This window comes from Serratia sp. CY82433 (genome assembly GCF_052166535.1).
GTDB classification, from domain to species: Bacteria; Pseudomonadota; Gammaproteobacteria; order Enterobacterales; family Enterobacteriaceae; genus Serratia; species Serratia sarumanii.
In genome coordinates this window covers 208,411-232,013 of the sequence record NZ_JBJNOR010000004.1, presented here as the reverse complement: position 1 = coordinate 232,013, position 23,603 = coordinate 208,411, and the positions used below count along the sequence as shown (strand labels likewise).

The 23,603-nt window shown below is 61.2% G+C and carries 23 protein-coding genes; 10 read left to right on the top strand and 13 right to left on the bottom strand.

The window, feature by feature from the left end; genetic code table 11:
* The first annotated feature begins 16 nt into the window (after nt 1–16).
* On the top strand, nt 17–2,032 hold the full coding sequence (locus ACJ8PI_RS19470) for a hypothetical protein (protein ID WP_164134587.1): 2,016 nt from the start codon (nt 17–19) through the stop codon (nt 2,030–2,032).
* Between the two features lie 63 nt (nt 2,033–2,095).
* Here ACJ8PI_RS19470 and rpoH read toward each other — a convergent pair whose 3' ends face one another.
* The 4 genes from rpoH to ftsY form a co-directional block, all read right to left on the bottom strand.
* Nucleotides 2,096–2,953: an RNA polymerase sigma factor RpoH gene (gene rpoH, locus ACJ8PI_RS19465; protein WP_004934345.1), complete on the bottom strand. Its 858-nt coding sequence runs from the start codon at nt 2,951–2,953 to the stop codon at nt 2,096–2,098.
* A 317-nt stretch (nt 2,954–3,270) separates the two neighbouring features.
* Entirely contained in the window at nt 3,271–4,224 is a 954-nt protein-coding gene (gene ftsX / locus ACJ8PI_RS19460) for a permease-like cell division protein FtsX (protein ID WP_033636680.1), read from the bottom strand.
* The gene (gene ftsE / locus ACJ8PI_RS19455; protein WP_004934337.1) at nt 4,214–4,885 is read right to left on the bottom strand and encodes a cell division ATP-binding protein FtsE; all 672 of its coding nucleotides are present in this window, start codon (nt 4,883–4,885) and stop codon (nt 4,214–4,216) included. The genes ftsX and ftsE overlap by 11 nt, the downstream gene beginning before the upstream one ends.
* Before the next feature lie 5 nt (nt 4,886–4,890).
* Nucleotides 4,891–6,543: a signal recognition particle-docking protein FtsY gene (gene ftsY / locus ACJ8PI_RS19450; protein WP_319861538.1), complete on the bottom strand. Its 1,653-nt coding sequence runs from the start codon at nt 6,541–6,543 to the stop codon at nt 4,891–4,893.
* A gap of 242 nt (nt 6,544–6,785) precedes the next feature.
* Between ftsY and rsmD the strand changes: the two genes are divergently transcribed.
* Nucleotides 6,786–7,406 (top strand): 16S rRNA (guanine(966)-N(2))-methyltransferase, encoded by a 621-nt coding sequence (rsmD, locus tag ACJ8PI_RS19445; protein ID WP_033636678.1) that lies wholly within the window; start codon nt 6,786–6,788, stop codon nt 7,404–7,406.
* Complete coding sequence (locus ACJ8PI_RS19440; RefSeq protein ID WP_004934327.1) at nt 7,396–7,668, top strand: DUF1145 family protein; 273 nt, start codon at nt 7,396–7,398, stop codon at nt 7,666–7,668. Before rsmD ends, ACJ8PI_RS19440 begins: the two co-directional genes overlap by 11 nt.
* 3 nt (nt 7,669–7,671) lie before the next feature.
* Here the strand turns inward: ACJ8PI_RS19440 and ACJ8PI_RS19435 are convergent, their stop codons facing one another.
* Entirely contained in the window at nt 7,672–8,028 is a 357-nt protein-coding gene (locus tag ACJ8PI_RS19435) for a DUF2500 domain-containing protein (protein ID WP_033649654.1), read from the bottom strand.
* A 159-nt stretch (nt 8,029–8,187) separates the two neighbouring features.
* Here ACJ8PI_RS19435 and ACJ8PI_RS19430 point away from each other — a divergent pair, with 159 nt between their 5' ends.
* Nucleotides 8,188–8,814: a lysoplasmalogenase gene (locus ACJ8PI_RS19430; protein WP_033636676.1), complete on the top strand. Its 627-nt coding sequence runs from the start codon at nt 8,188–8,190 to the stop codon at nt 8,812–8,814.
* A 42-nt stretch (nt 8,815–8,856) separates the two neighbouring features.
* Here the strand turns inward: ACJ8PI_RS19430 and ACJ8PI_RS19425 are convergent, their stop codons facing one another.
* Together ACJ8PI_RS19425 and ACJ8PI_RS19420 are read right to left on the bottom strand one after the other, a co-directional pair.
* Entirely contained in the window at nt 8,857–9,234 is a 378-nt protein-coding gene (locus tag ACJ8PI_RS19425; protein WP_164134574.1) for an AprI/Inh family metalloprotease inhibitor, read from the bottom strand.
* A gap of 55 nt (nt 9,235–9,289) precedes the next feature.
* Entirely contained in the window at nt 9,290–10,753 is a 1,464-nt protein-coding gene (locus ACJ8PI_RS19420) for a serralysin family metalloprotease (protein WP_033636674.1), read from the bottom strand.
* Between the two features lie 682 nt (nt 10,754–11,435).
* On the opposite strand from ACJ8PI_RS19420, the gene ACJ8PI_RS19415 reads away from it, so the two are divergent.
* Complete coding sequence (locus ACJ8PI_RS19415; protein ID WP_164105558.1) at nt 11,436–13,754, top strand: zinc/cadmium/mercury/lead-transporting ATPase; 2,319 nt, start codon at nt 11,436–11,438, stop codon at nt 13,752–13,754.
* A 59-nt stretch (nt 13,755–13,813) separates the two neighbouring features.
* On the opposite strand, the gene ACJ8PI_RS19410 is transcribed toward ACJ8PI_RS19415, so the two are convergent.
* The 3 genes from ACJ8PI_RS19410 to tusA all read right to left on the bottom strand — a co-directional run bounded on the left by ACJ8PI_RS19410 (nt 13,814) and on the right by tusA (nt 14,593).
* Nucleotides 13,814–14,089 carry a type II toxin-antitoxin system RelE/ParE family toxin gene (locus ACJ8PI_RS19410; protein WP_164134573.1) on the bottom strand — a complete coding sequence of 92 codons (276 nt, stop codon included), beginning with the start codon at nt 14,087–14,089 and terminating at the stop codon, nt 13,814–13,816.
* Nucleotides 14,089–14,286 carry a type II toxin-antitoxin system RelB family antitoxin gene (gene relB, locus ACJ8PI_RS19405; RefSeq protein ID WP_164134572.1) on the bottom strand — a complete coding sequence of 66 codons (198 nt, stop codon included), beginning with the start codon at nt 14,284–14,286 and terminating at the stop codon, nt 14,089–14,091. The genes ACJ8PI_RS19410 and relB overlap by 1 nt, the downstream gene beginning before the upstream one ends.
* A 61-nt stretch (nt 14,287–14,347) precedes the next feature.
* Complete coding sequence (tusA, locus tag ACJ8PI_RS19400) at nt 14,348–14,593, bottom strand: sulfurtransferase TusA (RefSeq protein ID WP_025304890.1); 246 nt, start codon at nt 14,591–14,593, stop codon at nt 14,348–14,350.
* Between the two features lie 219 nt (nt 14,594–14,812).
* Between tusA and ACJ8PI_RS19395 the strand changes: the two genes are divergently transcribed.
* The 3 genes from ACJ8PI_RS19395 to ACJ8PI_RS19385 all read left to right on the top strand — a co-directional run bounded on the left by ACJ8PI_RS19395 (nt 14,813) and on the right by ACJ8PI_RS19385 (nt 16,587).
* A complete protein-coding gene (locus ACJ8PI_RS19395) occupies nt 14,813–15,472 on the top strand; it encodes a 7-cyano-7-deazaguanine/7-aminomethyl-7-deazaguanine transporter (protein WP_033636672.1) in 660 nt (219 codons plus the stop codon).
* A gap of 36 nt (nt 15,473–15,508) precedes the next feature.
* Nucleotides 15,509–15,943 carry a GNAT family N-acetyltransferase gene (locus tag ACJ8PI_RS19390; protein WP_060423401.1) on the top strand — a complete coding sequence of 145 codons (435 nt, stop codon included), beginning with the start codon at nt 15,509–15,511 and terminating at the stop codon, nt 15,941–15,943.
* An 80-nt stretch (nt 15,944–16,023) separates the two neighbouring features.
* Nucleotides 16,024–16,587, top strand: coding sequence for a DcrB family lipoprotein (locus ACJ8PI_RS19385; RefSeq protein WP_033636670.1), 564 nt, complete (start codon nt 16,024–16,026; stop codon nt 16,585–16,587).
* A gap of 35 nt (nt 16,588–16,622) precedes the next feature.
* On the opposite strand, the gene glpC is transcribed toward ACJ8PI_RS19385, so the two are convergent.
* Genes glpC through glpA form a run of 3 tightly spaced genes read right to left on the bottom strand, consistent with a single transcriptional unit; the run spans nt 16,623 to nt 20,726 of the window.
* Nucleotides 16,623–17,822, bottom strand: coding sequence for an anaerobic glycerol-3-phosphate dehydrogenase subunit GlpC (gene glpC / locus ACJ8PI_RS19380; protein WP_033654019.1), 1,200 nt, complete (start codon nt 17,820–17,822; stop codon nt 16,623–16,625).
* The gene (gene glpB, locus ACJ8PI_RS19375; protein WP_164134586.1) at nt 17,819–19,087 is read right to left on the bottom strand and encodes a glycerol-3-phosphate dehydrogenase subunit GlpB; all 1,269 of its coding nucleotides are present in this window, start codon (nt 19,085–19,087) and stop codon (nt 17,819–17,821) included. The genes glpC and glpB overlap by 4 nt, the downstream gene beginning before the upstream one ends.
* Nucleotides 19,077–20,726, bottom strand: coding sequence for an anaerobic glycerol-3-phosphate dehydrogenase subunit A (gene glpA / locus ACJ8PI_RS19370; RefSeq protein WP_060423410.1), 1,650 nt, complete (start codon nt 20,724–20,726; stop codon nt 19,077–19,079). The genes glpB and glpA overlap by 11 nt, the downstream gene beginning before the upstream one ends.
* Before the next feature lie 364 nt (nt 20,727–21,090).
* On the opposite strand from glpA, the gene glpT reads away from it, so the two are divergent.
* Nucleotides 21,091–22,434 carry a glycerol-3-phosphate transporter gene (glpT, locus tag ACJ8PI_RS19365; RefSeq protein ID WP_442528147.1) on the top strand — a complete coding sequence of 448 codons (1,344 nt, stop codon included), beginning with the start codon at nt 21,091–21,093 and terminating at the stop codon, nt 22,432–22,434.
* 82 nt (nt 22,435–22,516) lie between these two features.
* On the top strand, nt 22,517–23,596 hold the full coding sequence (gene glpQ / locus ACJ8PI_RS19360; RefSeq protein WP_041037198.1) for a glycerophosphodiester phosphodiesterase: 1,080 nt from the start codon (nt 22,517–22,519) through the stop codon (nt 23,594–23,596).
* Nucleotides 23,597–23,603 lie beyond the last annotated feature (7 nt).

Here is a 23,603-nt window from a genome sequence, read left to right as displayed (position 1 = left end):
CCTTCTTCCGCTGGCCATGCTGATCGGCGCCGCGCTGCCGCTGAGCGGCTATGCCTGCGGCCCGGATTTCCCTAACCGGCTGCTGATCGACCGCAACGGCACCCTGCTGTATATGCCGGAGGGCAATTTCGCCTTCGAAGCCGGCCGGCTGGTGCCGGCGGATAAACAGCTGCCGCACTGGCAAGCCCCCCCGCCGCCGATGCCGCCGAAACCGATGCCGCAGTCGCCGGAAACGGTGGCGATCGGCAAAATGCGCGCCGCCAAAACGGTGGAAGAGGCTGACACCGTCAATACTCAGGGATTGTCCAACGCCGCACGCCTTTATCAACTGGGCGCCGTCGCTTTCGCCAGCCACGATCCGCGCGCCACAGACTATTTCCAGCAGGTGCTGAAGTTCCCGGCCGCCGAACAGGGCGACTGGGGGCTGCGGGCGCAGTATTCACTTGGGCGGGTGTTGATGGCTGACCACGGTACGCCGGTGAATGAATCGGGTGAAGCGGCCCCCGCCGCCGAGCATCCGCCTAAAGCCGAACTTGAACAGGCGCTGGCGGCGTTCCAGCAGGTGATCGATCGGGTGAAAAGCGGCGCCGCCGATCCCGACCAGCTGGCGCTAAGCAGCCTCGGGCAGCAGGCGCGCATCCACCTGTGGCTGGGTGACGTCGCCCCCGCTGCCCACCTGTACGCACAGCAGGCGGCGCAGGGCGATCCGAGCGGCGGGCAGTCGCTGCAGTACGTCTCCAGCTACCTGGTCAATCCCGACCATCTGGAAACGCTGAAGCAGGTGATCGGCGATCCGTTGATCCAGCAGCTGGTGACCATTGAGCTGTTCGCCCGCAGCGGCAATCTGCAAATGGCGGATACCGACGGCAACGGCCGCTCTGCCCAGATCATCAGCCAGATCCTGACGCTGCTGGACGGCACGGTAAAAAGCGGCTTCGCCGGCAGCGATCGGCTGGCGGCATTGGCCTACCGTTCCGGGCAGTACCCGATGGCGGCGAGCCTGCTGAAAAACGCCGGCGACAGCGGCCTGGCGTGGTGGCTGCGCGCCAAAATGGCGCTGCGCGACGGTGAAGTGAAAGCCGCCACCGCCGCCTACGCCAAGGCGGCAAGCGCGTTCCCCGCCGACGAAAGCTGGGGCGAACAGCGTAACGCCGACTTTGTCGCGGAAACCATCGTCCCCGAGTGCCGGGTGGCCGGCGAACAGGCTATTCTGGCGCTGAACCGCGGCGACTATCTGCAGGCGATGGACCTGCTGTATCGCGGCAAGGCGATCTACTGGGCCGACGTGGCCGATGTGGCAGAGCGCGTGCTGACCGTCGATGAGTTGAAAGACTTTGTCGATAAGCACGCCCCGGCGCCGACGACGCCGCTCAAGCCGGTTAACCCGGACGACTACGGTGGCGGCCAGCAAATCACGCCGGAAGTGCAGCTGCGCGAACTGCTGGCGCGGCGCTTGATGCGCGCCGGGCGGGCCGCGGAAGCGCAGGCCTATTTCGATATCCCTAACTACCGGCAAGCGGCGCAGCAGTACGCCGATGAGCTGAAGGCCGCCAAGGACAAATCCGCCGCGCCGCTGGCGCGCGCGCAAGCTTACTATCGTGCGGCCAACCTGCTGCGCGCCCAGGGGCTGGAGTTTACCGGCTATGAGATGACGCCGGATTACGCCATCTATGGCGCCGGCTATTCCTATCTGGGGGATGCGTTCGATACTCGCGAGCTGAAGCATAAAAGCTGGATCGACAGCGCAGAAGCGGCGCGCGCCAAGGCGGCGCTGCCGGCGCAGGACAACCGTTTCCTGCACTATCGCTGGCAGGCGGTGGGGCTGGCGCAACAGGCGGCCGATCTGCTGCCGCCGAAGAGCCAGGCCTATGCCGCCGTGCTGTGTAACGCCGCCAGCTGGGTTATCAAGCGCGACGCCAAGACCGGCCGGGCGCTTTATCAACGCTACATCAACACCGGCACTCGCTACCCGTGGGCGGCGAAATTCGGCTACGACTGCCCGGCGCCGGACTTTACCGCCGTGGCGCCATAACGCCGAATTTCACGCATGAAAAAGCCCGGCTTGCCGGGCTTTTTTTTCGAATATCGCATCGACTCAGGCTTCGATCGCCATTTTCAATTTCTTCATGGCGTTCTTTTCCAGCTGGCGCACGCGTTCGGCGGAAACGCCGTACTGATCGGCCAGCTCCTGCAGCGTCGACTTGTTGTCGTCGTCGAGCCAGCGGGCGCGGATGATATGCTGGCTGCGCTCGTCCAGACCTTCCAGCGCATAGGCCAGTTTGTCTGCGGCGTTGCTTTCCCAGTTATCTTCCTCGATGCCTTCGGCGAAGTCGGAGCTCTTGTCCTGCAGGTACAGCACCGGCGCCATCGACTGGCCATCGCGGGCCTCGTCGTCCGGAGTCGGATCGAACGTCATGTCCTGCGCCGCCATGCGAGATTCCATCTCGCGCACGTCTTTGCTGGTTACGCCCAGCTCGCGGGCCACCAGTTCCACTTCGTCCTGGTTGAACCAGCCCAAACGCTGTTTGGTTTTGCGCAGGTTAAAGAACAGCTTGCGCTGCGCTTTGGTGGTCGCCACTTTCACGATGCGCCAGTTGCGCAATACGTACTCGTGGATTTCCGCCTTAATCCAATGCACCGCAAAGGAAACCAGACGCACGCCGACTTCAGGGTTGAAGCGGCGAACGGCTTTCATCAGGCCGATATTGCCTTCCTGAATCAGATCCGCCTGTGGCAGACCATAGCCTGAATAGTTGCGGGCAATATGAGCGACAAAGCGCAGGTGAGACAGGATGAGCTGCTTAGCGGCATCCAGATCGCCCTGATAATGCAGCCGTTCAGCCAGCTCCCGCTCTTCCTCTGCCGTCAGCATCGGATAGGCGTTGGCTGCCCGGATATAGGCTTCCAAGCTACCTTGGGGTACTAAGGCTAAAGTTTGCATTTCTTTGGTCATTCAAACCCTCTCTATGAGAATACAAAATCATGCAGGTGATTATTACAGCGGGGAAATGATTGATTCTACGGCAGTTGCTGAAGCAAAAGCGGTTCCACACGCCGGGCACCTTAACATTTGCTGCAATTTTTGACCGTACTCCGCCCTAAAAGTTCACCCTTTTTTGCAAGCATTGTTGCTGACAATACGTGACGAGAGTGCAGGCCGATAGGGAATTTGTGCGCTAAGAAGAGAGGTGTTGTGCTGACTTCGCTTGAGGTCACTCTTCTCCCGCAACGCGATCAAAAGCAGCAGGAGAAGAGTATACCAAAAAAATCTTACTGTGGTGTAAATCGGCGTAAATGTTGCACCGTCGCCAGCCAGGCGGCGATCCAACCGATCATCGCGGAGATGATCAGCAGCAACAGCGCCTCGTCCCAGCCCAGCCCGTGCAGAGTGAAGGTGGTGCCGAACACCTTGGCCACCCCGGCGACCACCGACTCCAGCTGCCACACCAGCGCGCCGGACAGCACCAGCGACAGCAGCGCGCCGGCAAAGCCGAGCATCGCCCCGCCGTTAAGGAACGGCCGCAGGATAAAACCGTCGGTGGCGCCGATCAGTTTCATCACGTTGATGGTGTCGCGGCGGCTGAAGATGCTCAGACGCACGCTGTTGCCGATCACCAGGAACACCGCCACGATCATCAGCACGCCGATGATCGCCGCGATCTGGCCCGCCAACCCGGTCAGCGCCGCCAAGCGGGCAAACCAGCTGTCATCCATACGCACTTCTTCCACGCCCTGCACCGCCGCCACGCGATCGCGCAGGGTGTTGAGGGTATCCGAACTCTGGAAGCTCATCTTCGGCGTAACGATCGCCACCGCCGGCAACGGGTTCTCTTCCAGCATGTCCAACGCGCCGCCAAAGCCCGACCAGTTGCGGAACTCGCCGCGCGCTTCTTCACGCGATAGGTAATTCACCTTCTCCACGCCGGCTTCCGCCTTGATGGCGTCGAGCACTTTCAGCGCCGCGTCGTCGTCGAGCGATTTATCCAGGTAGACCGTCAGCTGCGGCGTCGGGTACCACTGGCTGGCCGCGGTGCTGACGTTTTTCCACACGATGTAGCACACGCTCGGCAGCGTCAGGGAGATGGCGATCACCATCACCGTCAACAGCGTCGCCAACGGCTGGCGCAGCATGTCTTTAATGGCGTTCATCCAGGCGTAACGCCACTGCTCGCGCCAGCCGCCGCGCAGCGCCTTGCTCTTGGCGGTTTTTGCGTTATTGGCCATGGTGAGCGCCCCCTTGCATGCGGCCCTGGCTCAGCGTCAGGATGCGGTAATTGCGGCGGGCGATAAGCCCGGTGTCGTGCGTCGCCATTAATACGGTGACGCCGACGCGGTTGAATTCTTCAAACAGGCGCAGAATGCCTTCCGACAGCGCGTCGTCCAGGTTGCCGGTCGGTTCATCCGCCAGCAACACCGCCGGCTTGTTCACCACCGCACGGGCGATGCCCACGCGCTGCTGCTCACCGCCGGACAGTTGAATCGGGAAGTTCTTCGCTTTATCCAGCAAACCGACCTTGTCCAGCGCGGCGGAGACGCGGCGGCGGATGTCTTCGGTACTGGCGCCGGCGATGATCAGCGGCATCGCCACATTGTCATACACCGTGCGATCCAGCAGCAGGTGGTGATCCTGGAAGATCATGCCGATCTGCCGACGCAGGAACGGCACCTCGCGGTTTTTCAAACGACTGATGTCGTGGCCGCCAAACCAGATGTGGCCGGCGCTGGGCCGCTCGATACCGCAAATCAGTTTCAGCAGGGTACTTTTCCCCGCGCCGGAATGGCCGGTCAGAAACGCCATTTCCGCCGGGCGCAGATGGAAATCGACCCCCTGCAGCGCTTGCCGTCCGCCCAGATAAGCTTTACTGACCTGTTCAAAGCGAATCATCCGTATTAATCCTCTCGGGCAAAAAGTGCCTCAATAAAATCGTCAGCCTTAAACGGCCGCAAATCTTCGATGCCTTCCCCGACGCCGATATAGCGAATCGGGATACCGAACTGATCGGCGATGGCGAAGATCACCCCGCCCTTGGCGGTACCGTCCAGTTTAGTCAGCGTGATGCCGGTTAAGCCCACGGCCTCATTAAATAATTTCGCCTGGCTGACCGCATTCTGGCCGGTGCTGGCATCGAGCGTCAGCATAACCTCATGGGGGGCCTGGTCGTCCAGTTTTTTCATGACGCGGACGATCTTCTTCAGCTCTTCCATCAGGTGCGATTTGTTCTGCAGACGGCCGGCGGTATCGGCGATCAAGACATCGATGCCGCGCGCCTTGGCGGCCTGCACCGCATCGAAGATCACCGAAGCGGAATCCGCCCCGGTATGCTGCGCCACCACCGGGATGCGGTTACGTTCGCCCCACACCTGCAGCTGCTCCACCGCCGCGGCGCGGAAAGTATCCCCCGCCGCCAGCATCACCGACTTGCCTTCCGCCTGGAATTGGCGCGCCAGCTTGCCGATGGTGGTGGTTTTACCCACGCCGTTCACACCGACCATCAGAATGACATACGGGGTTTTCCCGCTGACATCCAGCGGCTGATCGACCTTGGCCAGAATTTCGGACATTTCCTCCTTCAGCTTGCCGTACAGCGCTTCGGCGTCTTTCAGCTGCTTGCGGCTGGCGTGCTGGGTCAGAGAGGTGATGATCTTGCGCGTGGTTTCCACGCCGACATCGGCGATCAGCAGCTGTTCTTCCAACTCGTCGAACAGGTCGTCGTCGATTTTTTTACCGCGGAACAGCCCCATAAAGCCGGAGCCGAGGTTTTGCTTGGTCTTCAGCAGGCTGCGCTTCAGGCGAGCGAAGAAGCCCTCTTTGGTCGGCCGCTCCTGCTCTTGCGCAGCGGCCGGCACCACGGGTTCAAGCGGCGCTTCTTCTTCCGGCTCCGGTTCTGGTTCGACGACTGGCTCGGGCTCAATGACCGGCTCAGGTTCAACGACCGGCTCGGGCTCAACGACCGGCTCAGGTTCGACGACAGGCTCAGGCTCGACAACCGGCTCAGGCTCAACAACTGGCTCGGGCTCGACAACCGGCTCGGGCTCGACAACCGGCTCGGGCTCAATGACCGGCTCGGGTTCAACGACCGGCTCAGGCTCAACAACTGGCTCGGGCTCGACAACCGGCTCGGGTTCAACGACCGGCTCAGGCTCAACAACTGGCTCGGGTTCAACGACCGGCTCGGGCTCAACCACCGGCTCGGGCTCGACGACCGGCTGCTGCTGCGCCACTACCTGCTCGGTCACGCTGACAATCTCTTCGGCCAACGCTTGCGCCGTCGGGTGTTCGGCCGCCGCCGGCAGGTTTTCCGCGATGGGTTCGCCGGCCTGGCCGCTATCCCACTCTCCCGGGGTGTCGACGGAGGCGGCAGGTTCAGATTCCTGGGCGGGGAGCTTGTCATCCAGCTTGGCGGTGGCCGGTTCAGCCGGCGTCTCCGCGGCCTGAGGCTCCGCCTGCTCTACCGGCTGCTCAGGTTGCTGTTGCTCTTCTTCCTTTTCCTTCTGGCCAAACCCCAGCCAGGAGAAAAACCCACGTTTCTTATCTTTTGCCATGTTATGACTCTACTCCGTACCGAAGGCTCGCTTACCCTACATACCTGAAGGATATATGCTGACAATAATCCGCCGAGTCTATCACTTTCCCTCGCGCAGCAACACGCATCCGGCACGCTTTCCGGTGTGAAATCAGACAACAAAGTTTTACCGTTCCCCCCGAAGCCCGTCACCGGTAGAATAGGGGCAACTTTTCGTTAACCTCTACGGCTCCGCGCCGCAAAAGAAATCAAACAACGCTTATGACAAGACTCTCGCCACGGGCGGCGGCCAAAAAACCGCCCCAGGCCGCAGCCGGACAGATCCGCATCATCGGCGGCCAATGGCGCGGTCGCAAGCTTCCGGTGCCGAACAGCCCGGGGCTGCGCCCCACCACCGATCGGGTGCGCGAAACCCTGTTCAACTGGCTGGCGCCGGTGATTCAGGGCGCGCGCTGCCTGGACTGTTTCGCCGGCAGCGGCGCATTAGGGCTGGAAGCGCTGTCGCGCTACGCCGGCAGCGCCACGCTGTTGGAATTCGAACGGCCGGTGGCGCAGCAGCTGGAAAAAAATCTGGCGCTGCTGCAGGGCAAGGGGGTGGTTATCAACACCAACGCGCTGAGCTGGCTGGCGGGCGAGGGCCAACCGTTCGACGTGGTGTTCCTCGATCCGCCGTTTCGCAAAGGCCTGCTGGCGGAGACCGCCTTGCTGCTGGAGCAGCGTGGCTGGCTGGCCGACGAGGCCTGGATCTATGTAGAAGCCGAGGCGGAAAGCGCCGCGGCGGACGTGCCTGCCAGCTGGCAGCTGCACCGGGAGAAGGTCGCCGGCCAGGTGGCCTATCGCCTTTATATTCGTTCGCAAGAGAAAACCGACCATGCTGATTAATCTGGGCCGCCTGCTGATGCTGTGCGTGTGGGGCTTCCTGCTCTCTAACCTGTTCCATCCTTTTCCCAAGCCGCTGAAGTATTTCATCGACGTGGCGCTGTTCTTTATGGTGGTGATGCACGGCCTGCAGCTGGTGCTGTTGAAATCCACCCAGCCGAAGGATCAGCCAATCAGCTACTGGCAAGAAGCCAAGATCTTTATCTTTGGCGTGTTCGAGCTGCTGGCCTGGCAAAAGAAACAGCCGCCCATCAAGAAGAAATGACCGCTACGGCTGAACGCTGAAAGAGACGAAGCGCGTGCCCTGCATGTTCAACGTGCCCTGCGCGCCTTTTTCTATCGGGTTGTATTGCCACTGTTTCAGCCGAAGCGTGATGTCTTCACCGCCCTGGTTCGGGCTGAACACCACCTCGTAATACATCGGCTCATTGACCAGCGGTTCGCGCTGCGGCGCGCGGGTCCTGGCGACCGGGAAGCTGCGCTTGTCGCTCACCGTCACCTGCAGGCTGCGCATCGGCGCGCGATCGTTTTCCGCCTCCCGCTGGCGCTGTTTGAAGTAGCGTTGCGTGGCCAGCACGGCGATCAGCGCAATCACGGCGACAAAAAATAACGGTGGCTTGCTCATCGGTTTCCCATTTCCTTCACGGCCAAATCGGCGTAAACATAGCATTCTCAAGAAAGCATTGTCGATCGTCGGCAGGCTACCTACACTGAAATAAGAAGTGACATTGGTGACAGTTTGGAGCCGGTTGTTGCGGCTCCCTCATGCATAAGGAAGACATAAATGAGTTGGCCGTTCCTTGCCGTATTCTTTTCCGGTTGGCTGTTCGTCGACGCCTCATACCGTGGCCCGCGCTGGCAGCGCTGGGTGTTCAAACCCGTCACGCTGCTGCTGCTGTTGCTGTTGGCCTGGCAGGCGCCGGTGCTCGGCGCCGCGGGTTATCTGATCGTGCTCGGCCTGCTGGCGACGCTGATCGGCGACGCGCTGCTCCTGTTGCCGCGCGAGCGGGTGCTGTACGCCATCGGCGCCTTTTTCCTGTCCCATCTGCTGTATACCCTGAGCTTCGCCAGCCAGATGACGTTCAGCCTGTTCTGGCCGCTGCCGCTGGCGCTGCTGGCGATCGGCGCGTTGCTGCTGGCCACCCTTTGGACCCGGCTGGAAGAGATGCGCTGGCCGATCGTCACCTACGTGGCGATGACGCTGCTGATGGTCTGGCTGGCGGGCGAGCAATATTTCCTGCGCAGCACCGATTTCGGCTTCTCGCTGCTGACCGGCACCTCGCTGCTGCTGCTGGCCAACGTGGTTTGGCTGCTCAACCGCTACCGTTTCACCTTCCGCGCGGCGGACGCCATCGTGGCTTTCTGTTACTTCTCCGGCCACTTCCTGATCGTGCGTTCGCTCTACCTGTAACTCTCTGCCGCGGGTTCGGTGCGCCGAACCCGTTTTTCATTATCAAGCCAGCGCTTTCAACGTCAGGGCATCATCGGCGCCCAGCTGATTGCGATACAGATCGCCGTCGCGCGAGAAGAACGCCAGCGTGCTGCCATCCGCCCGCAGCAGAGCGATGCCGTCCGGCGCCGGGCGCCAGCCCACGACTTCCGCCGCAAACACGCTTTGCAAACACCGTTGCCGATCCACCAGCTGATAGCCGTTGGTTTCACTTTGCTCATTCGCCAAAAACTCGATTTGGCATTGCCGCTCGCTGTCGGCCACCTGCCATTGCCCCGCCAGCGACTGCGCGGTCGGCAGCGCCAGGCTGCCGGCCATGACCGCACTTGTCACCATCATGCCGCCCGCCGCCAAAGCGGGGCGCGTTAAAGTACCTTTCATACCGGGCTCCTGCATCACGCCCGGCCGAGACTGCGCCGGGCGTTCCGTTGCTGTGTTACACGATAAAGTCAGTGGCGACGTCAACCTGGCCGACGATTTTCACCAGGAAGTCCGGCGCCTGATGGCCACCGATATTCACCGACAAATCGGTCACGTTGTTGGAAGCGTTGTAGCTGAGCAGCGCTTCGCCGGCCGTGCCGCTGAAGTGATCGACGAAGTGAATGAAATCGCTGCTCTGCGCCTCTTTGTTGAAGAACGACAGGTCAATTTTGTCGATCCCTTTCTGGAAGTCGCGGATCCAGTCTGAAGCGCCCGGTGCGGAATCGCCGGCGGCAGAGAACACGAAGATGTCTTTGCCGGCACCGCCCCACAGCTCATCCGCCCCGCCGCCGCCGAACAGCACGTCGTTACCCGCGCCGCCTTTCAGCACGTTGTTGGCCGCGTTGCCGACAATCACGTCGTTGCCGGAACCGCCAATGGCGTTCTCAATGGTCACACCGGCGGCGATCGAGACGTTGCCCTTCAGGCCGCCCACGTCGGAGAACGATTTCTCGTTCAGGTTGATGCGCTGGTTAGCGGTGTAACCGGAGAAATCGAAGGTATCGTTACCGCCCGCATCCCAGGCCGCAAAGATCACTTTCTGCGAGTTGCTGGTGGTGCTGAGGAAGTCGCGACCGGTGTTGGAGTTAAAACCGTACACGGTGTCGCCGGTGCGGGTCGACAGGTTGGCGCCATACAGATGCTGAATGGCGGCAATGTCATCCAGCAGCGGAGCCGCGGCATAGTGGCCGCCGTTGTCGCCACCGGTGTTGGTTTCACTCCAGTAGCTCATCAGGCTGAACTGGCGGGTATCCTCCGCATAGGTGACGTCGCGATAGGTCGGGTTACCCTCACCGGCGTTGTAATCGCCCGGGTGGCTCAGGCCCAGCGCATGGCCAATCTCATGGGTGAACGTCTGACGGCCGTAGTCTTCGGTCGCCGGATGCTTCACGTTGGATTGGTTGACGTTGTACCAGGTCTGGCCGCCCAGATCCTGGCCCTGCCAAATGGTGTTCGGCAGGAAGGCGTAGGCCTGGGTGCCGTAATCATAGTGGCCGGGACGATCCTGGCTGTAGTTGCCGAAGGTGATGTTGGCCTTTTGTCCGGCCGCCACTTCGGTGAAGGTGATATTGGCGACGTCCGCCCAGGACTGCAGCGACAGCTTAGCCTGCTGCTGCTGTTCTGCGCTGAACTTGCTCAGCCCGGTGTCGCCGGCGACGTTGGTGGAAGAGAACTTATAGTCCGGGAAGGAGAAGGTTAATTTGACCGGCTGGCCAAATACCTTGTAACCGTTCCAGGTTTGGTTCTCACGGGTAATAAACAGCCCAGCTTGCTCGTTAGAAAATGAATCCTTGCCATTAATCTGAATCCCGTTGCCCCGCTCATGATAATGCAGCAGGTCGTCTACAGCATCGTAGCCGGTTGTCGCGGCCGCAAGGCTGGATTCAGTAATTTCAATTGCCTTTTTAGTAGATTGCATTGGTTCGATTCCACTCATTACCTGATTGATATCAATCAGACAGATAGACATAACCTCCCCGTAAGCCAGGGCTAATGAACCTCAGGCCTGCTGGAAGGGGCTTATGCGCCGTTGCCGGCAGTGTGTTAGGTAGAATTAATGCATATATATCAGCAAATAAGATCACCATTAAAAATGGTAATCGATTCCAATTATAGGCAGGGTCGCAAAACTGCACATAAAATAATCAACCATTTATTATCGCAACGAAAGTTTGTTATGCTGCTTTTTTGGCTTCTTTACAAAACAAATGAAACTTGATGAGGAGAAGTTGGCACCAAACTTCAATAGCAATGCGGCCTGCAGACTCAAGCGAATCATGCTGGCTTTCCCTAGGGTAAAAGGTAAATTTTGCTAAAGCGTTATAGATTAATAACTCTTTATTATTAGGTCGGGCGATTTTTTAGTTTCTATAGGAATATTATTTTCTTATTTAAACTATCGGCGGCGAGCCTGTTTCCCCAAATAGGGGATAAGAAAAGCCGATAGATTAAAATTCGCATTATTCATTATTGAATGAATCCCCCCTTTCTACGCTTAAACGCCGTTAGCAATAATTCTCATCCGGCGCTTGACTCTGGAGTGGACTCCAGGGTGTAGAGTCAGTTGAGCAAACCCGTTTAACAGCCCGAAGGGGGACGTTATGCACAATCAGCAAAACCATAATCATCAGGAACATCACCACGCCGAAGGCGGATGCGGCTGCAACCACAGCCACAGCAAAACGCAGCATGGCTGCAGCAGCGAACCGAAAAACGCCGCCGCGCAGGCCGAACAGGCCCACCATCATCACGATCATGGCGATAGCGGCTGCTGCGCCGCCACGCCCGACGATCCGGACGAGGAAAGCGACAGGCTGGCCGCCGCTCCCCCTTCCGGTAGCCAACGTTTCAGCTGGAAAGTCACCGGCATGGACTGCCCCAGCTGCGCCAAGAAAATCGAAAATGCCGTCACCGCACTTCCCGGCGTCGACAGCGCGCGGGTGCTGTTTGCGACCGAGAAACTGGTAGTCGACGCACAGTCCGACATCAGCCTGCGGATCCAGGACGCGGTCGCCCAGGCCGGCTTTACCCTGCTCGGCACTCAGAACGCCAAAGCCGCCGCGCCGAAAACCTCACGCTTCGGCGAATTCGCACCGCTGCTGCTGTTAACTACCCTGATGGTCGTCAGTTGGGTGCTGGATCGGGTTAACCCGGAGCTGGGGCGCATCGCCTTTATCGCCACCACGCTGGTCGGATTGGCGCCGGTCGCCGCCAAGGCGCTGCGTTTGATCCGCTCCGGCACGCCATTCGCCATCGAAACGCTGATGAGCGTGGCGGCCATCGGCGCGCTGTTCATCGGCGCCACCGCCGAAGCGGCGATGGTGCTGCTGCTGTTTATGGTCGGCGAACTGCTGGAATCCTACGCCGCCAACCGCGCGCGACGCGGCGTGACGGCGCTGATGGAGCTGGTGCCGGAAGACGCGCTGCTGCTGCAAGGCACGGAACGCAAACGCGTGCCGGTCGCCAGCCTGCGCCCTGGCGACGTGATTGAAATCGCGCCCGGCGGGCGCCTGCCGGCCGACGCCGAGCTGCTCAATCCGTTCGCCAGCTTCGACGAAAGCGCCCTGACCGGCGAATCGGTGCCGGTCGAGCGCCAGCAGGGCGAGAAAGTGGCCGCCGGCAGCCTGTCCGTCGATCAGGCGGCGCAGATGAAGGTGATCTCCGAGCCCGGCAAAAACGCCATCGACCGCATTTTGCAGCTGATTGAAGAAGCCGAAGAGCGCCGCGCGCCGATCGAACGCTTCCTCGATCGGTTCAGCCGTTATTACACCCCGGCCATTATGCTGCTGGCCGTCGCGGTGATCCTGGTGCCGCCGCTGCTGTTCTCGCAGCCGTGGGATACCTGGATCTATCGCGGCCTGACGCTGCTGCTGATCGGCTGTCCGTGCGCGCTGGTGATCTCGACCCCGGCGGCCATTACATCCGGGCTGGCGGCCGCCACGCGGCGCGGCGCGCTGATTAAAGGCGGCGCGGCGCTGGAGCAACTGGGCCAGATACAAACCATCGCCTTCGATAAAACCGGCACCCTGACCGAAGGCAAGCCGACGGTGACCGACGTGCTGCCGATCGGCGCGCTCACCGAACAGCGGCTGCTGCAGCTTGCCGCCGCGGTGGAGGCCGGTTCACATCACCCGCTGGCGCAGGCGATCATCAACCGCGCCGCCGCAAGCGGGGCCGAGCTGCCGCTGGCGCAGGCGCGCCGCGCGCTGGCCGGCGTCGGCGTGGAAGGGATCGTGGACGGCAAGACCGTGCTGATCAGCGCGCCGGGCAAGCTGGCGCCGGGCCTGCTCGACGTTCAATGGCAGAGCAAGGTAGACAAGCTGGAAAACGCCGGTAAAACGGCGGTGGTGGTGCTGGAAGACGGCGCGCCCATCGGCTTGCTGGCGCTGCGCGACACGCTGCGCAGCGACGCCAAACAGGCGATAGCCGAACTGAACGCGCTGGGTATTCGCGGCGTGATGCTGACCGGCGACAACCCGCGCGCCGCCGCGGCGATCGCCGGCGAGCTGGGCCTCGACTATCGAGCTAGTCTGTTGCCGGAAGATAAGGTCAACGCGGTCACCGAGCTGAGCGAACTGCGCCCGACGGCGATGATCGGCGACGGCATCAACGACGCCCCGGCGATGAAAGCCTCCAGCATCGGCATCGCCATGGGCAGCGGCACCGACGTGGCATTGGAAACCGCCGACGCCGCCCTGACCCACAACCGGCTGCTGGGCGTCGCGGAGATGATCCGCATCTCACGCGCCACCCACGCCAATATCCGGCAAAACATCACCATCGCGCTGGGGTTGAAAGGGGTCTTCCTGATCACCAGCCTGCTGGGGCTGACCGGTTTGTGGCTGGCGGTGCTGGCGGACTCCGGCGCCACCGCGCTGGTCACCGCCAACGCGCTGCGGCTGTTGAGAAAGCGCCAATAACGCGGCGCCAGGCCGGGTTCCTCAATGGGAACCCGGCATTATCGATTGCAGCGGCAGTATTAAGGATATTGTCGGCGCGTATGTAAAACCCGCAACACCCGGATGTGAGTTTCCAGCACCTGGTAAACCAGGAGATAATGGGGATGTAGGGGGATTTCATGCGTGCCGTCCACTCTGCCGCGCCGGAAAACTCGAGGATGTCTGGCGGCGGGAATGACGGCCTCCATGATGAGAACCTTCATTTTTCTGGCCGCCAGAGGGTTATCATTGGCGATGAATCCCACAATCTCCACCAGATCCTGACGTGCGGCTCGAGTCCATTCGATGTTGAGCATTATGCCTGCTTCGCTTTGATCCTGGCTTCTGCAGCAGCGATAACAGCATCCATTTCAGCCATCACGTCATCATGAGGAATGCCAGGCCGCGGCTCATCTATGGCTTCCTGAACTCTTTCAAGAAACCAGCGCTCATAGCCCTGTGTACGTTCCTCATTTTCCATCTTGGCAACCGTAGGCAGTAGTAAAATACTCATCGTTTGTCCCCTTCGAACGCTCCCCGATCGCAGGGAGCTTATCTCACGAGGCGATTAAAAACTATACACCTTTACGTAACAGATAACGGTATGGCGCCTGCTCGGTTTCCTGCGCCACCAGCGTATGCTCCATAAAGCGGCAGAACCCCGGAATATCGCGGGTGGTGGCCGGATCGTCGGCGATAATCAGCAGCGTTTCGCCGTTGTCCATATGGCGCACGGTTTTGCGCACCATCATCACCGGTTCCGGGCAACGCAGGCCCAGCGCGTCGAGCGTCTGGTCTGCCTGGGCAAATAAGTCAGTCATGCAATTTTTCTCGTTCAAAACGATCGGCGAACGCTCGCCGCATCTCATTAGCGCCTAGTTTACGCCGGTAGTTTTTCTGCGCAAGATGCGTTAACGTTTGCGTTAAATTTAACCATTGCATTGGTTGCGCAAACGCGTATCATGCCGCCGCGCAGCGTTTTTTGCTGTTTTGACAAGACACACTGGGTTCCCTCACCCCACTGCTAAAAAGGCTACAATATGTATTCGTTTACCGCACAGCAGCGCTTCACGGCGTTGGTCTGGCTTTCGCTGTTTCATATCGCCATCATTACCTCCAGCAACTACCTGGTGCAGCTGCCGATCACCGTTTTCGGCTTCCATACCACTTGGGGCGCCTTTACCTTCCCGTTTATCTTCCTCGCGACCGATCTGACCGTGCGCATCTTCGGCGCGCCGCTGGCGCGGCGGATTATCCTGGCGGTGATGGTGCCGGCGCTGTTCATCTCCTACGTGATCTCCACCGTCACCTATCAGGGAGAATGGCAGGGCTTCGCGGCGCTGGGCAGTTTTAACCTGTTCGTGGCGCGTATCGCCGTCGCCAGCTTTATGGCCTACGTGCTCGGCCAGATCCTCGACGTTCACGTCTTCAATCGCCTGCGCCAACGCAGCGCCTGGTGGGTGGCGCCGGCGGCGGCGATGTTCTTCGGCAATATCAGCGATACGCTGGCGTTCTTCTTCATCGCCTTCTACAAGAGCAGCGATCCCTTCATGGCCAACAACTGGGTGGAGATCGCGCTGGTGGATTACAGCTTCAAGGTGATGATCTGCCTGCTGTTCTTCCTGCCGATGTACGGCGTGTTGCTGAACATGCTGCTCAAACGCATCGCGGCGCGCAGCGGCAGCCTGCAGCCGGGCTGAGCCGTGTTATTCTGGGCGGCCCTATGGAGGCCGCCCATGATCCCAATCGTCCGCATCGCCACGCTCGAAGAAATCCACCGCCTTTACCAACGCATCCCCGAATTCGGCGGCCTGCATAGCCTGGCCGATCTGCAGCGGCGCATCGGCGGTGCCCCCGCCAGCCTGTTGATCGCCGACATCGACGGCCAGCCGGCCGGTTTCAAACTCGGTTATCAACAGCGGGAAACGGTGTTTTACAGCTGGCTGGGCGGCGTGCTGCCGGCATTTCGTCGCCACGGCGTGGCGCAGGCCTTGTTGGCCGAACAAGAGCGCTGGGCGCGGGCGCAGGGCTATCGCCGGCTGACAGTCAAAACCCGTAACCGGTTCCGCGCCATGCTGACGATGCTGCTCGCCCACCACTATCAGATTGTTCAGCTGGAAAAGAAAGGCGAAGTGGCTGATTATCGGCTATTACTGGAGAAAAACTTGTGACAACATCTGCCTTGCATTTCAGCCTGGAATAGGTTGCGATACGACAGTGAATCCCTACCGGAAAGGAAGAAGGAAGCCCGATGCGTAAAGTAGCGAAATTGATGGGTATCAGCCTGCTGGCGCTTGGCCTCGCGGCCTGCGACGGCGACACCAAAGACACCAAGGCAGCGTCTGACGGCGCGGCGGCCAGCGCGCCGGCCGGGCAGCAGGTCAGCCTGCTGGACGGTAAACTGGCGTTCACCCTGCCGGTCGGCATGGCGGATCAGAGCGGCAAGCTGGGCAACCAGGCCAACAACATGCATGTTTACGCAGACAGCACCGGCCAGCGCGCGGTGATCGTGATCCTGGGCGACAAGACCGCCGACAGCCTGGAGACCCTGGCCAAGCGCCTGGAGAATACCCAGCGCGCGCGTGACGCCAACCTGCAGGTGATCACCAACAAGGCGCTCGACGTCAACGGCGTGCCGCTGCGTCAGCTGGACAGCATCATCACCAGCGGCGGCGAAAAAGCCTATTCCTCCGTCCTGATCGGCTCGCTGAACAACAACATGCTGACCATTCAGGTGACGCTGCCGGCGGACAATCAGCAGCAGGCGCAGGCCGAAGCCGAAGGCATCATCTCCACCCTGAAGCTGAAGCAGTAATCCCACAGAGGGCCGGCTTGCCGGCCCTCTCGTTTTTATACCAGCGCCTGCGCCAGCAGGGTGATCGGATGCTCGCAGCGCTTGCTGGTGGACATTTCTATCTGCCATTTGCAGGTCTCGCAGTCGGTCACTACCAGATCCACTCCGCTCTCTTCGATTTGCCGGAACAGCGGCGCGCCGATGCCTTGCGAGGTGGCGTAGTTCTCCGATTTGAACCCGTAGGTGCCGGCGATGCCGCAGCACTGCGAATCCAGCACCACCAGCTCCAGCCCCGGTATCTGCCGCAGCAGCTCCAGGGTGTAGGCGGTCCAGCCCATCTTCTCCATATGGCAAGGCGTGTGATAAGCCACCCGCAGCGGCGTGCGCTTCAGCGGCAGGCTGCGCCCCTGATTGATCAGGCGATAGAGATAGCGCGTCGCCAGCTCCACCCGATCGCGCACCGGGGTGGTGTCCACGTCCAGCAGATGAGGATATTCGTCGCGCAGGGTGAAGGTGCAGCTCGATGAGGTCGCCACCACCGGAATGCCGCGCTCAAGCACCGCTTCATGCAGCGACTCGGCGTTAACCCTGGCCTGCTTTTTGGCCTGCTCGATAAACCCGTTGGCGATCAGCGGCACGCCGCAGCATTTCTCGCGTTTCAGCAGCTGCACGCCGATATCCAGCGCGTTGAATACCCGGATCAAATCCTTGCCCAGCTGCGGATGGTTATAGTTGACGAAGCAGCCGTGGAAAAACGCCACCTGCTCGGCATAGCGCCGCTGAGCCTGCGCCTGTTGCCGGTACCAGCGGCGGAAGGTGCCGAACGAGTATTTCGGCAGTTCTCGCCGGTGATCGATCTTCAGCGCCTTGTCCAGCAGCTTGCGCACCGGTTTCAGCCCGGTGGCGGCGTTGACGATCGGCGCGAACGGCGTCGACAGCGAGCCCATGATGTCGGTGTGGCTGAGGATGGCGTCGCGCAGCGTCGGCTTGCTCTGGGCGAAGTCGGCGCGGGCGCGCTGAATGATATCGCCGATTTTGACGTCGGACGGGCAGGCCACTTCACAACGTTTGCAGTTGGTGCAGTATTTCAAGGCTTCGTCGTACAGCGCCGGATCTTTCAGCCGCAGCCGCTCGCCGTCCGGCCCCGCCTGTTTCGGCCCCGGATAGAGCGGGTTCACTTTGGCGACCGGGCAGTAGGTGGTGCAGACGGTGCATTTGATGCAGCTTTCAAAGCTGTGGTCCTGATGCAGGCTCATGCGTTTTCCTCCGCGGCGATCTGCTGCGCGACGTGCAGCGCACCGATCAATGACACGCCGGCGCCGCAGCCTTGCTGCAGCGGATCGTAGCCGCCGGCGACCGCGCCGATGGCGTACAGATTGTCGAACGGCATGCCCTGCTTCATCGCCCGCAGCCTGCCGTCGGTGCGCACGCCAAATTGCAGATAAGGCTGCGGCGCGAACAGCTCGCGCCGGCTCCAGTCGGCGCGAGCCGCGCGGCTGTGTACGTCCAGCCCGAAGATCGGCTCGCGCACCCCGTCGAAATCCGCCACCAGCCCGTTGCTGAAGAAGCTGCCGCTGGCCAACACCACCTGCTGCGCCCGCAGCGGAATATCACCGTGGTTGCGGGTATACAGGCCCGTGACGCGGCCGGCTTCGCACTCGGCGCGCAGCACGCTGTCGCCGGGCATGAAAACGCCGCCCAGCTGTTGAAAACGCCGCCGCAGCGCCTGATGCAAGCGCATGCCGGGCACCGAAGGCGGCAGCGTCGGCAGCAGCCGGATCGGCTTGCCGACCGCATCCTGCAGCACCGCCAGCGACGCGTCGTCCTCCAATCCCAAACAGGCCGGCAGAAAGAGCGCGTCGGCTGCCCCCGCCAACCGCCGCAGTTCCTCGGCCATCGGCGGCAGGCTTTCCATCAAATCCAGCACCCGGGCGATGTTTACCGCGCGGAACTCGCTGGGGTTATTGCGCAATCTGTCCAGCGCCGGCATGTGCAGATAGGCCACCTCCGTCTCTACGCCGAGCTCCCGGCTCAGAGAGTCGGCGGCCATCTGCGGCTGGAAGTCGAGGAAACCTTCGATGCCGATCACCGCAATGCGCCGCCACGGCAGTTGGCCGGCCAGCGGCAGCGTCGGGATCGCCTGCGGGCTGAGCCAGGTGGCGCGGCGCGTGCCGAGCGGCGTAATGCGCAGATGGTTGTTGGTGCCCTCGCCCTGCAGGTTCAGCCCGCAGCGCTCCAACAGCCGCTGCGCGGCGGCGGACAGCGCCGCCACCCGGCCGGGCCCGATCAGGGCATACGGATGCTGCGGCGCCTGCTGCGCCAGCTGCGGTAGCGCCGCCAGCGGCATCTCGACCGGCGTGCCGTCCGGCAATCTCGCCAGCAGGTCGAGCGAGCCGGAGGAGAAGTAGAGCGCGCTCTGGCCGGAACTGACCACCGCACAGCGCTTGCCCTGTTCGGCCACGGCAATGGCGCAGCTCAGGCCCGCCAGGCCGCCGCCAATCACCACTACGTCAAATCGCATCATCCGCCTCCTGCTCCTTGTCGGCCTGGGCCTCAAGCCCGCATAGCCCCTGGTAAACCCAGCTGGTAAATTCACTCTCGCGCAGCGCATCGCCCCAGGCGATCGGCCGTACGCCTTTCCACCGTTCGTTGAGGAACTGCGACAGCTGCGCGATGGACTGCTGCGGCGTGCTGACATTAAAGCGCGTCAGCAGCCCGGCGGCGCGGCAGGCGCAGAGTTCGCCCTGGCAGGTACCCATGCCGACGCGGGTGCGGCGGCGCAGATCCACCAGGTTATTGACGGTCAGCGAGTTGACCGCATAACGCACTTCCCCGGCGGTCACCGCCTCGCATTCGCACACCAGGCTGGTGTCGAGCCGATCGGCCGCCGGCACCTGGCTGGCGCGGTCGCCGTGGCGGTAAATTGCCGAGCCGCGAATGCTGGCGGGCAGAGAAACCACGCTGCGCACCGTCTCCTCCGCCGACTGGCGGGAGCCGGGCAACGCATCCTGCGCGGTGGTGCACGGCCGGTTTACGCCAAGCTTTTCGCACACCTTGTCGGTGGCCCACTCCGCCATCAGGCGGTAGGTCATCAGCTTGCCGCCAGTGATGGTGATAAACCCTTCCAGCCCATCGCGGGCGGCGTGATCGAGCAGCACGATGCCACGGCTGACGTTGCGCCCGCTGGGGTCGTCGTCGCTGGCCACCAACGGCCGTACCCCGGCGTAGGCGCGCAGAATGCGGGTCTGCGCCAGGGTGGGCGCCAACAGCGCCCCCTCGCGGATCAGAATATCCACTTCCTGCGGGGTCACCAGCATGTTGTCAATTTGGTCGTAGTCGATATGGGTCGAGGTAGTACCGATCAGCGAGATGGTGTCGCCCGGCACCAGGATGTCGGCGTCTGCCGGTTTGCGGCAGCGGTTGATCACCATGTTGTTGATGCGGTGGCCGAGGATCAACAGCGCCCCCTTGGCCGGGAACATGCGGATGCGCAAATCGGCGTATTCGGCGATCTGCTGGCCCCAGATGCCGGCGGCGTTGACCACCACCGGCGCATGCAGCGCATAGCGCCGCTGATTCTGATGGTCGTAAACGCGCACGCCCGTCACCCGATCGCCGCTGCGCAACAATCCCACCACCTGGTGGTAGGTCAGGATCTGCGCGCCGTGCTCGCGCGCGTCCAACATGTTGGCGGCGGTCAGCCGGAAGGGATCGACGGTGCCGTCCGGCACGCGCACCGCGCCGATCAGCGCCGGGTTAGCCGCCGGTTCCAGCCGCAGCGCCAGCTGCGGGTCGATCGCTTCGGCGTTGATGTCGGCCTGGCGACAGGCGGCGATAAACTGTTGCTGATAGTCCAGCGAGTCCTGCGGCAGGGTGATGAACAGCCCATCGGTGCGCTCGATGCAGTGGTGGGCGATGCGTTTCAGGATGCGGTTTTCTTCGATGCACTCGCGCGCCGACTCGCCGTCGGTCACCGCATAGCGCGCGCCGCTGTGCAGCAAACCGTGGTTGCGGCCGGTGGCGCCGGTAGCGATGTCGTGGCGCTCCAGCAAAATGCAGCGCAAGCCGCGCCGCGCGCAGTCGCGGGCGATGCCTGCGCCGGTGGCGCCGCCGCCGATGATGATCACATCCGTTTCGCCGCCGTCAAAATAGCTGCTCATGTCGCTCCCTCAGGATCGGTAGTTATGAGCCTATTGAGCCACGGTTATAAGGGTCTTTGTTTGATAAGGAACAAGAACGAACATCAAACGAAATAAAAATGTCCACAAAAAACCATCAATGTGATCATAATCACGATTTTTGGACGTTTTTCTATTTCATAACGTTAACGAATCGCTCAAAATCCGCCGTGGTTTCATAAAAGTGTAACAATTGCGCCATTCGTCACAGCGACACCAGGCGTATTTGACGACAATGGCGCTCGTTATGGAACACAAAAACACCACATTCGATATCCGCTCAATCATCAAATGAACGTAAAAGGTCATATTGATGTGATAACAGATAAAGCCATCGGAGGCGCTCATGTTGAGTATTTTTAAGCCGGCCGCACACATCGCCCGTGTGCCGAGCGATAAGGTAGACCCGCTCTACCGTAAGCTGCGCTGGCAAATTTTCCTGGGGATCTTCTTCGGTTACGCCGCTTACTATCTGGTGCGTAAGAACTTCACCCTGGCCATGCCTTACCTGATCGAACAAGGCTTCAGCCGCGGTGACCTCGGCTTCGCGCTGTCGGGCATTTCCATCGCCTACGGCTTCTCCAAATTCATCATGGGTTCGGTCTCCGACCGTTCCAACCCGCGAGTGTTCCTGCCTGCCGGCCTGATCCTGGCGGCGGCGGTGATGTTGTTCATGGGCTTCGTGCCGTGGGCCACCTCCAGCATCGCCATCATGTTCGTCCTGCTGTTCCTGTGCGGCTGGTTCCAGGGCATGGGTTGGCCGCCGTGCGGCCGCACCATGGTGCACTGGTGGTCGCAGAAAGAACGCGGCGGCATCGTCTCCATCTGGAACTGCGCCCACAACGTGGGTGGCGGCCTGCCACCGCTGCTGTTCCTGCTGGGTATGGCCTGGTTCAACGACTGGCACGCGGCGCTGTACATGCCGGCCTTCGGCGCCATCCTGGTGGCCCTGATCGCCTTCGGCCTGATGCGCGACACCCCGCAATCCTGCGGCCTGCCGCCGATTGAAGAGTACAAAAACGACTACCCGGACGACTACAGCGAAAAAGACGAAGAAGAGCTGACCGCCAAGCAGATCTTCATGCAGTACATCCTGCCGAACAAGCTGCTGTGGTACATCGCGGTCGCCAACGTGTTCGTCTATCTGCTGCGTTACGGCATTCTGGACTGGTCGCCGACCTACCTGAAAGAAGTGAAGCACTTCGCGCTGGACAAGTCTTCCTGGGCTTACTTCCTGTATGAATACGCCGGTATCCCGGGCACCCTGCTGTGCGGCTGGATGTCGGACAAAGTGTTCAAAGGCAACCGCGGCGCCACCGGCGTGTTCTTCATGACGCTGGTGACCATCGCCACCGTGGTGTTCTGGATGAACCCGCCGGGCAACCCGACCGTGGACATGATCTGTATGCTGGTCATCGGCTTCCTGATCTACGGCCCGGTAATGCTGATCGGCCTGCACGCGCTGGAGCTGGCGCCGAAGAAAGCCGCAGGCTTCACCGGCCTGTTCGGCTACCTGGGCGGCTCGGTTGCGGCCAGCGCCATCGTCGGCTACACCGTAGACTTCTTCGGTTGGGACGGCGGCTTCATGGTGATGATCGGCGGCGGCGTGCTGGCGGTTATCCTGCTGCTGCTGACCATGCTGAACGAAAAGAAACACCACGCGGAAATCGCTGCCGGCAAGCGCGGCTAACCGTCACACGACTTTTGCATGATTTAAAGGCCGCCCTGCGGCCTTTTTACTACCCTGCCCCCAACAACACGGAGAAAACGGAATGCGGACTCAAGTCAAAGCCCTGCTGACAGGGATCATTCTCGCTACCTCAATGGTCAGCGCCGCGCAGGCGGCGGACAAAGTAGTGATCGCCCACCGCGGCGCCAGCGGCTACCTGCCGGAACACACCCTGCCGGCGAAGGCGATGGCCTACGCGCAGGGCGCCGATTACCTCGAACAAGATCTGGTGATGACCAAAGACAACGAGCTGGTGGTGCTGCACGACCATTACCTCGATCGCGTCACCGACGTTGCCGAACGCTTCCCGGACCGCGCGCGCAAGGACGGCCGTTATTACGCCATCGACTTTACGCTGGCGGAGATCAAATCGCTGAAGTTCACCGAAGGCTTTGAAATCGAAAACGGCAAGAAGGTGCAGGGCTACCCTGGCCGCTTCCCGATGGGCAAATCCGACTTCCGCGTACACACCTTCCAGGAAGAGATCGAGTTCGTGCAGGGTCTGAACCATTCGACCGGCAAGAACATCGGCATCTACCCTGAAATCAAGGCGCCGTGGTTCCACAAACAGGAAGGCAAGGACATCTCCAGCAAAGTGCTGGCGGTGCTCAAGCAATACGGCTACACCGGCAAAAACGACAACGTATACCTGCAGTGCTTCGACGCCAACGAGCTCAAACGCATCAAGAACGAGCTGGAGCCGAAGCTGGGCATGGATCTGAAGCTGGTGCAGCTGATCGCCTATAACGACTGGCAGGAAACCTACGAGCAGAAAGCCGACGGCAAGTGGGTAGAGTACGACTACGACTGGATGTTCAAGCCGGGCGCGATGCAGAAAATCGCTCAGTATGCCGACGGCATCGGGCCGGACTACCACATGCTGGTGGTGGCGGATAAATCCAAGCCGGGCCACATCGTGCTGACCGACATGGTGAAAGAAGCGCACGCCAGCAAGCTGGCGGTGCATCCGTTTACCATCCGCGCCGATGCGCTGCCGAAGTACGTGACCAACGTGAACCAGCTGTATGACGTGATTTACAACCAGGCCGGCGTCGACGGCGTGTTCACCGACTTCCCGGACAAGGGCGTGCAGTTCCTGCAGAAGCAGGGCCAGCACAAGTAATGCCAAG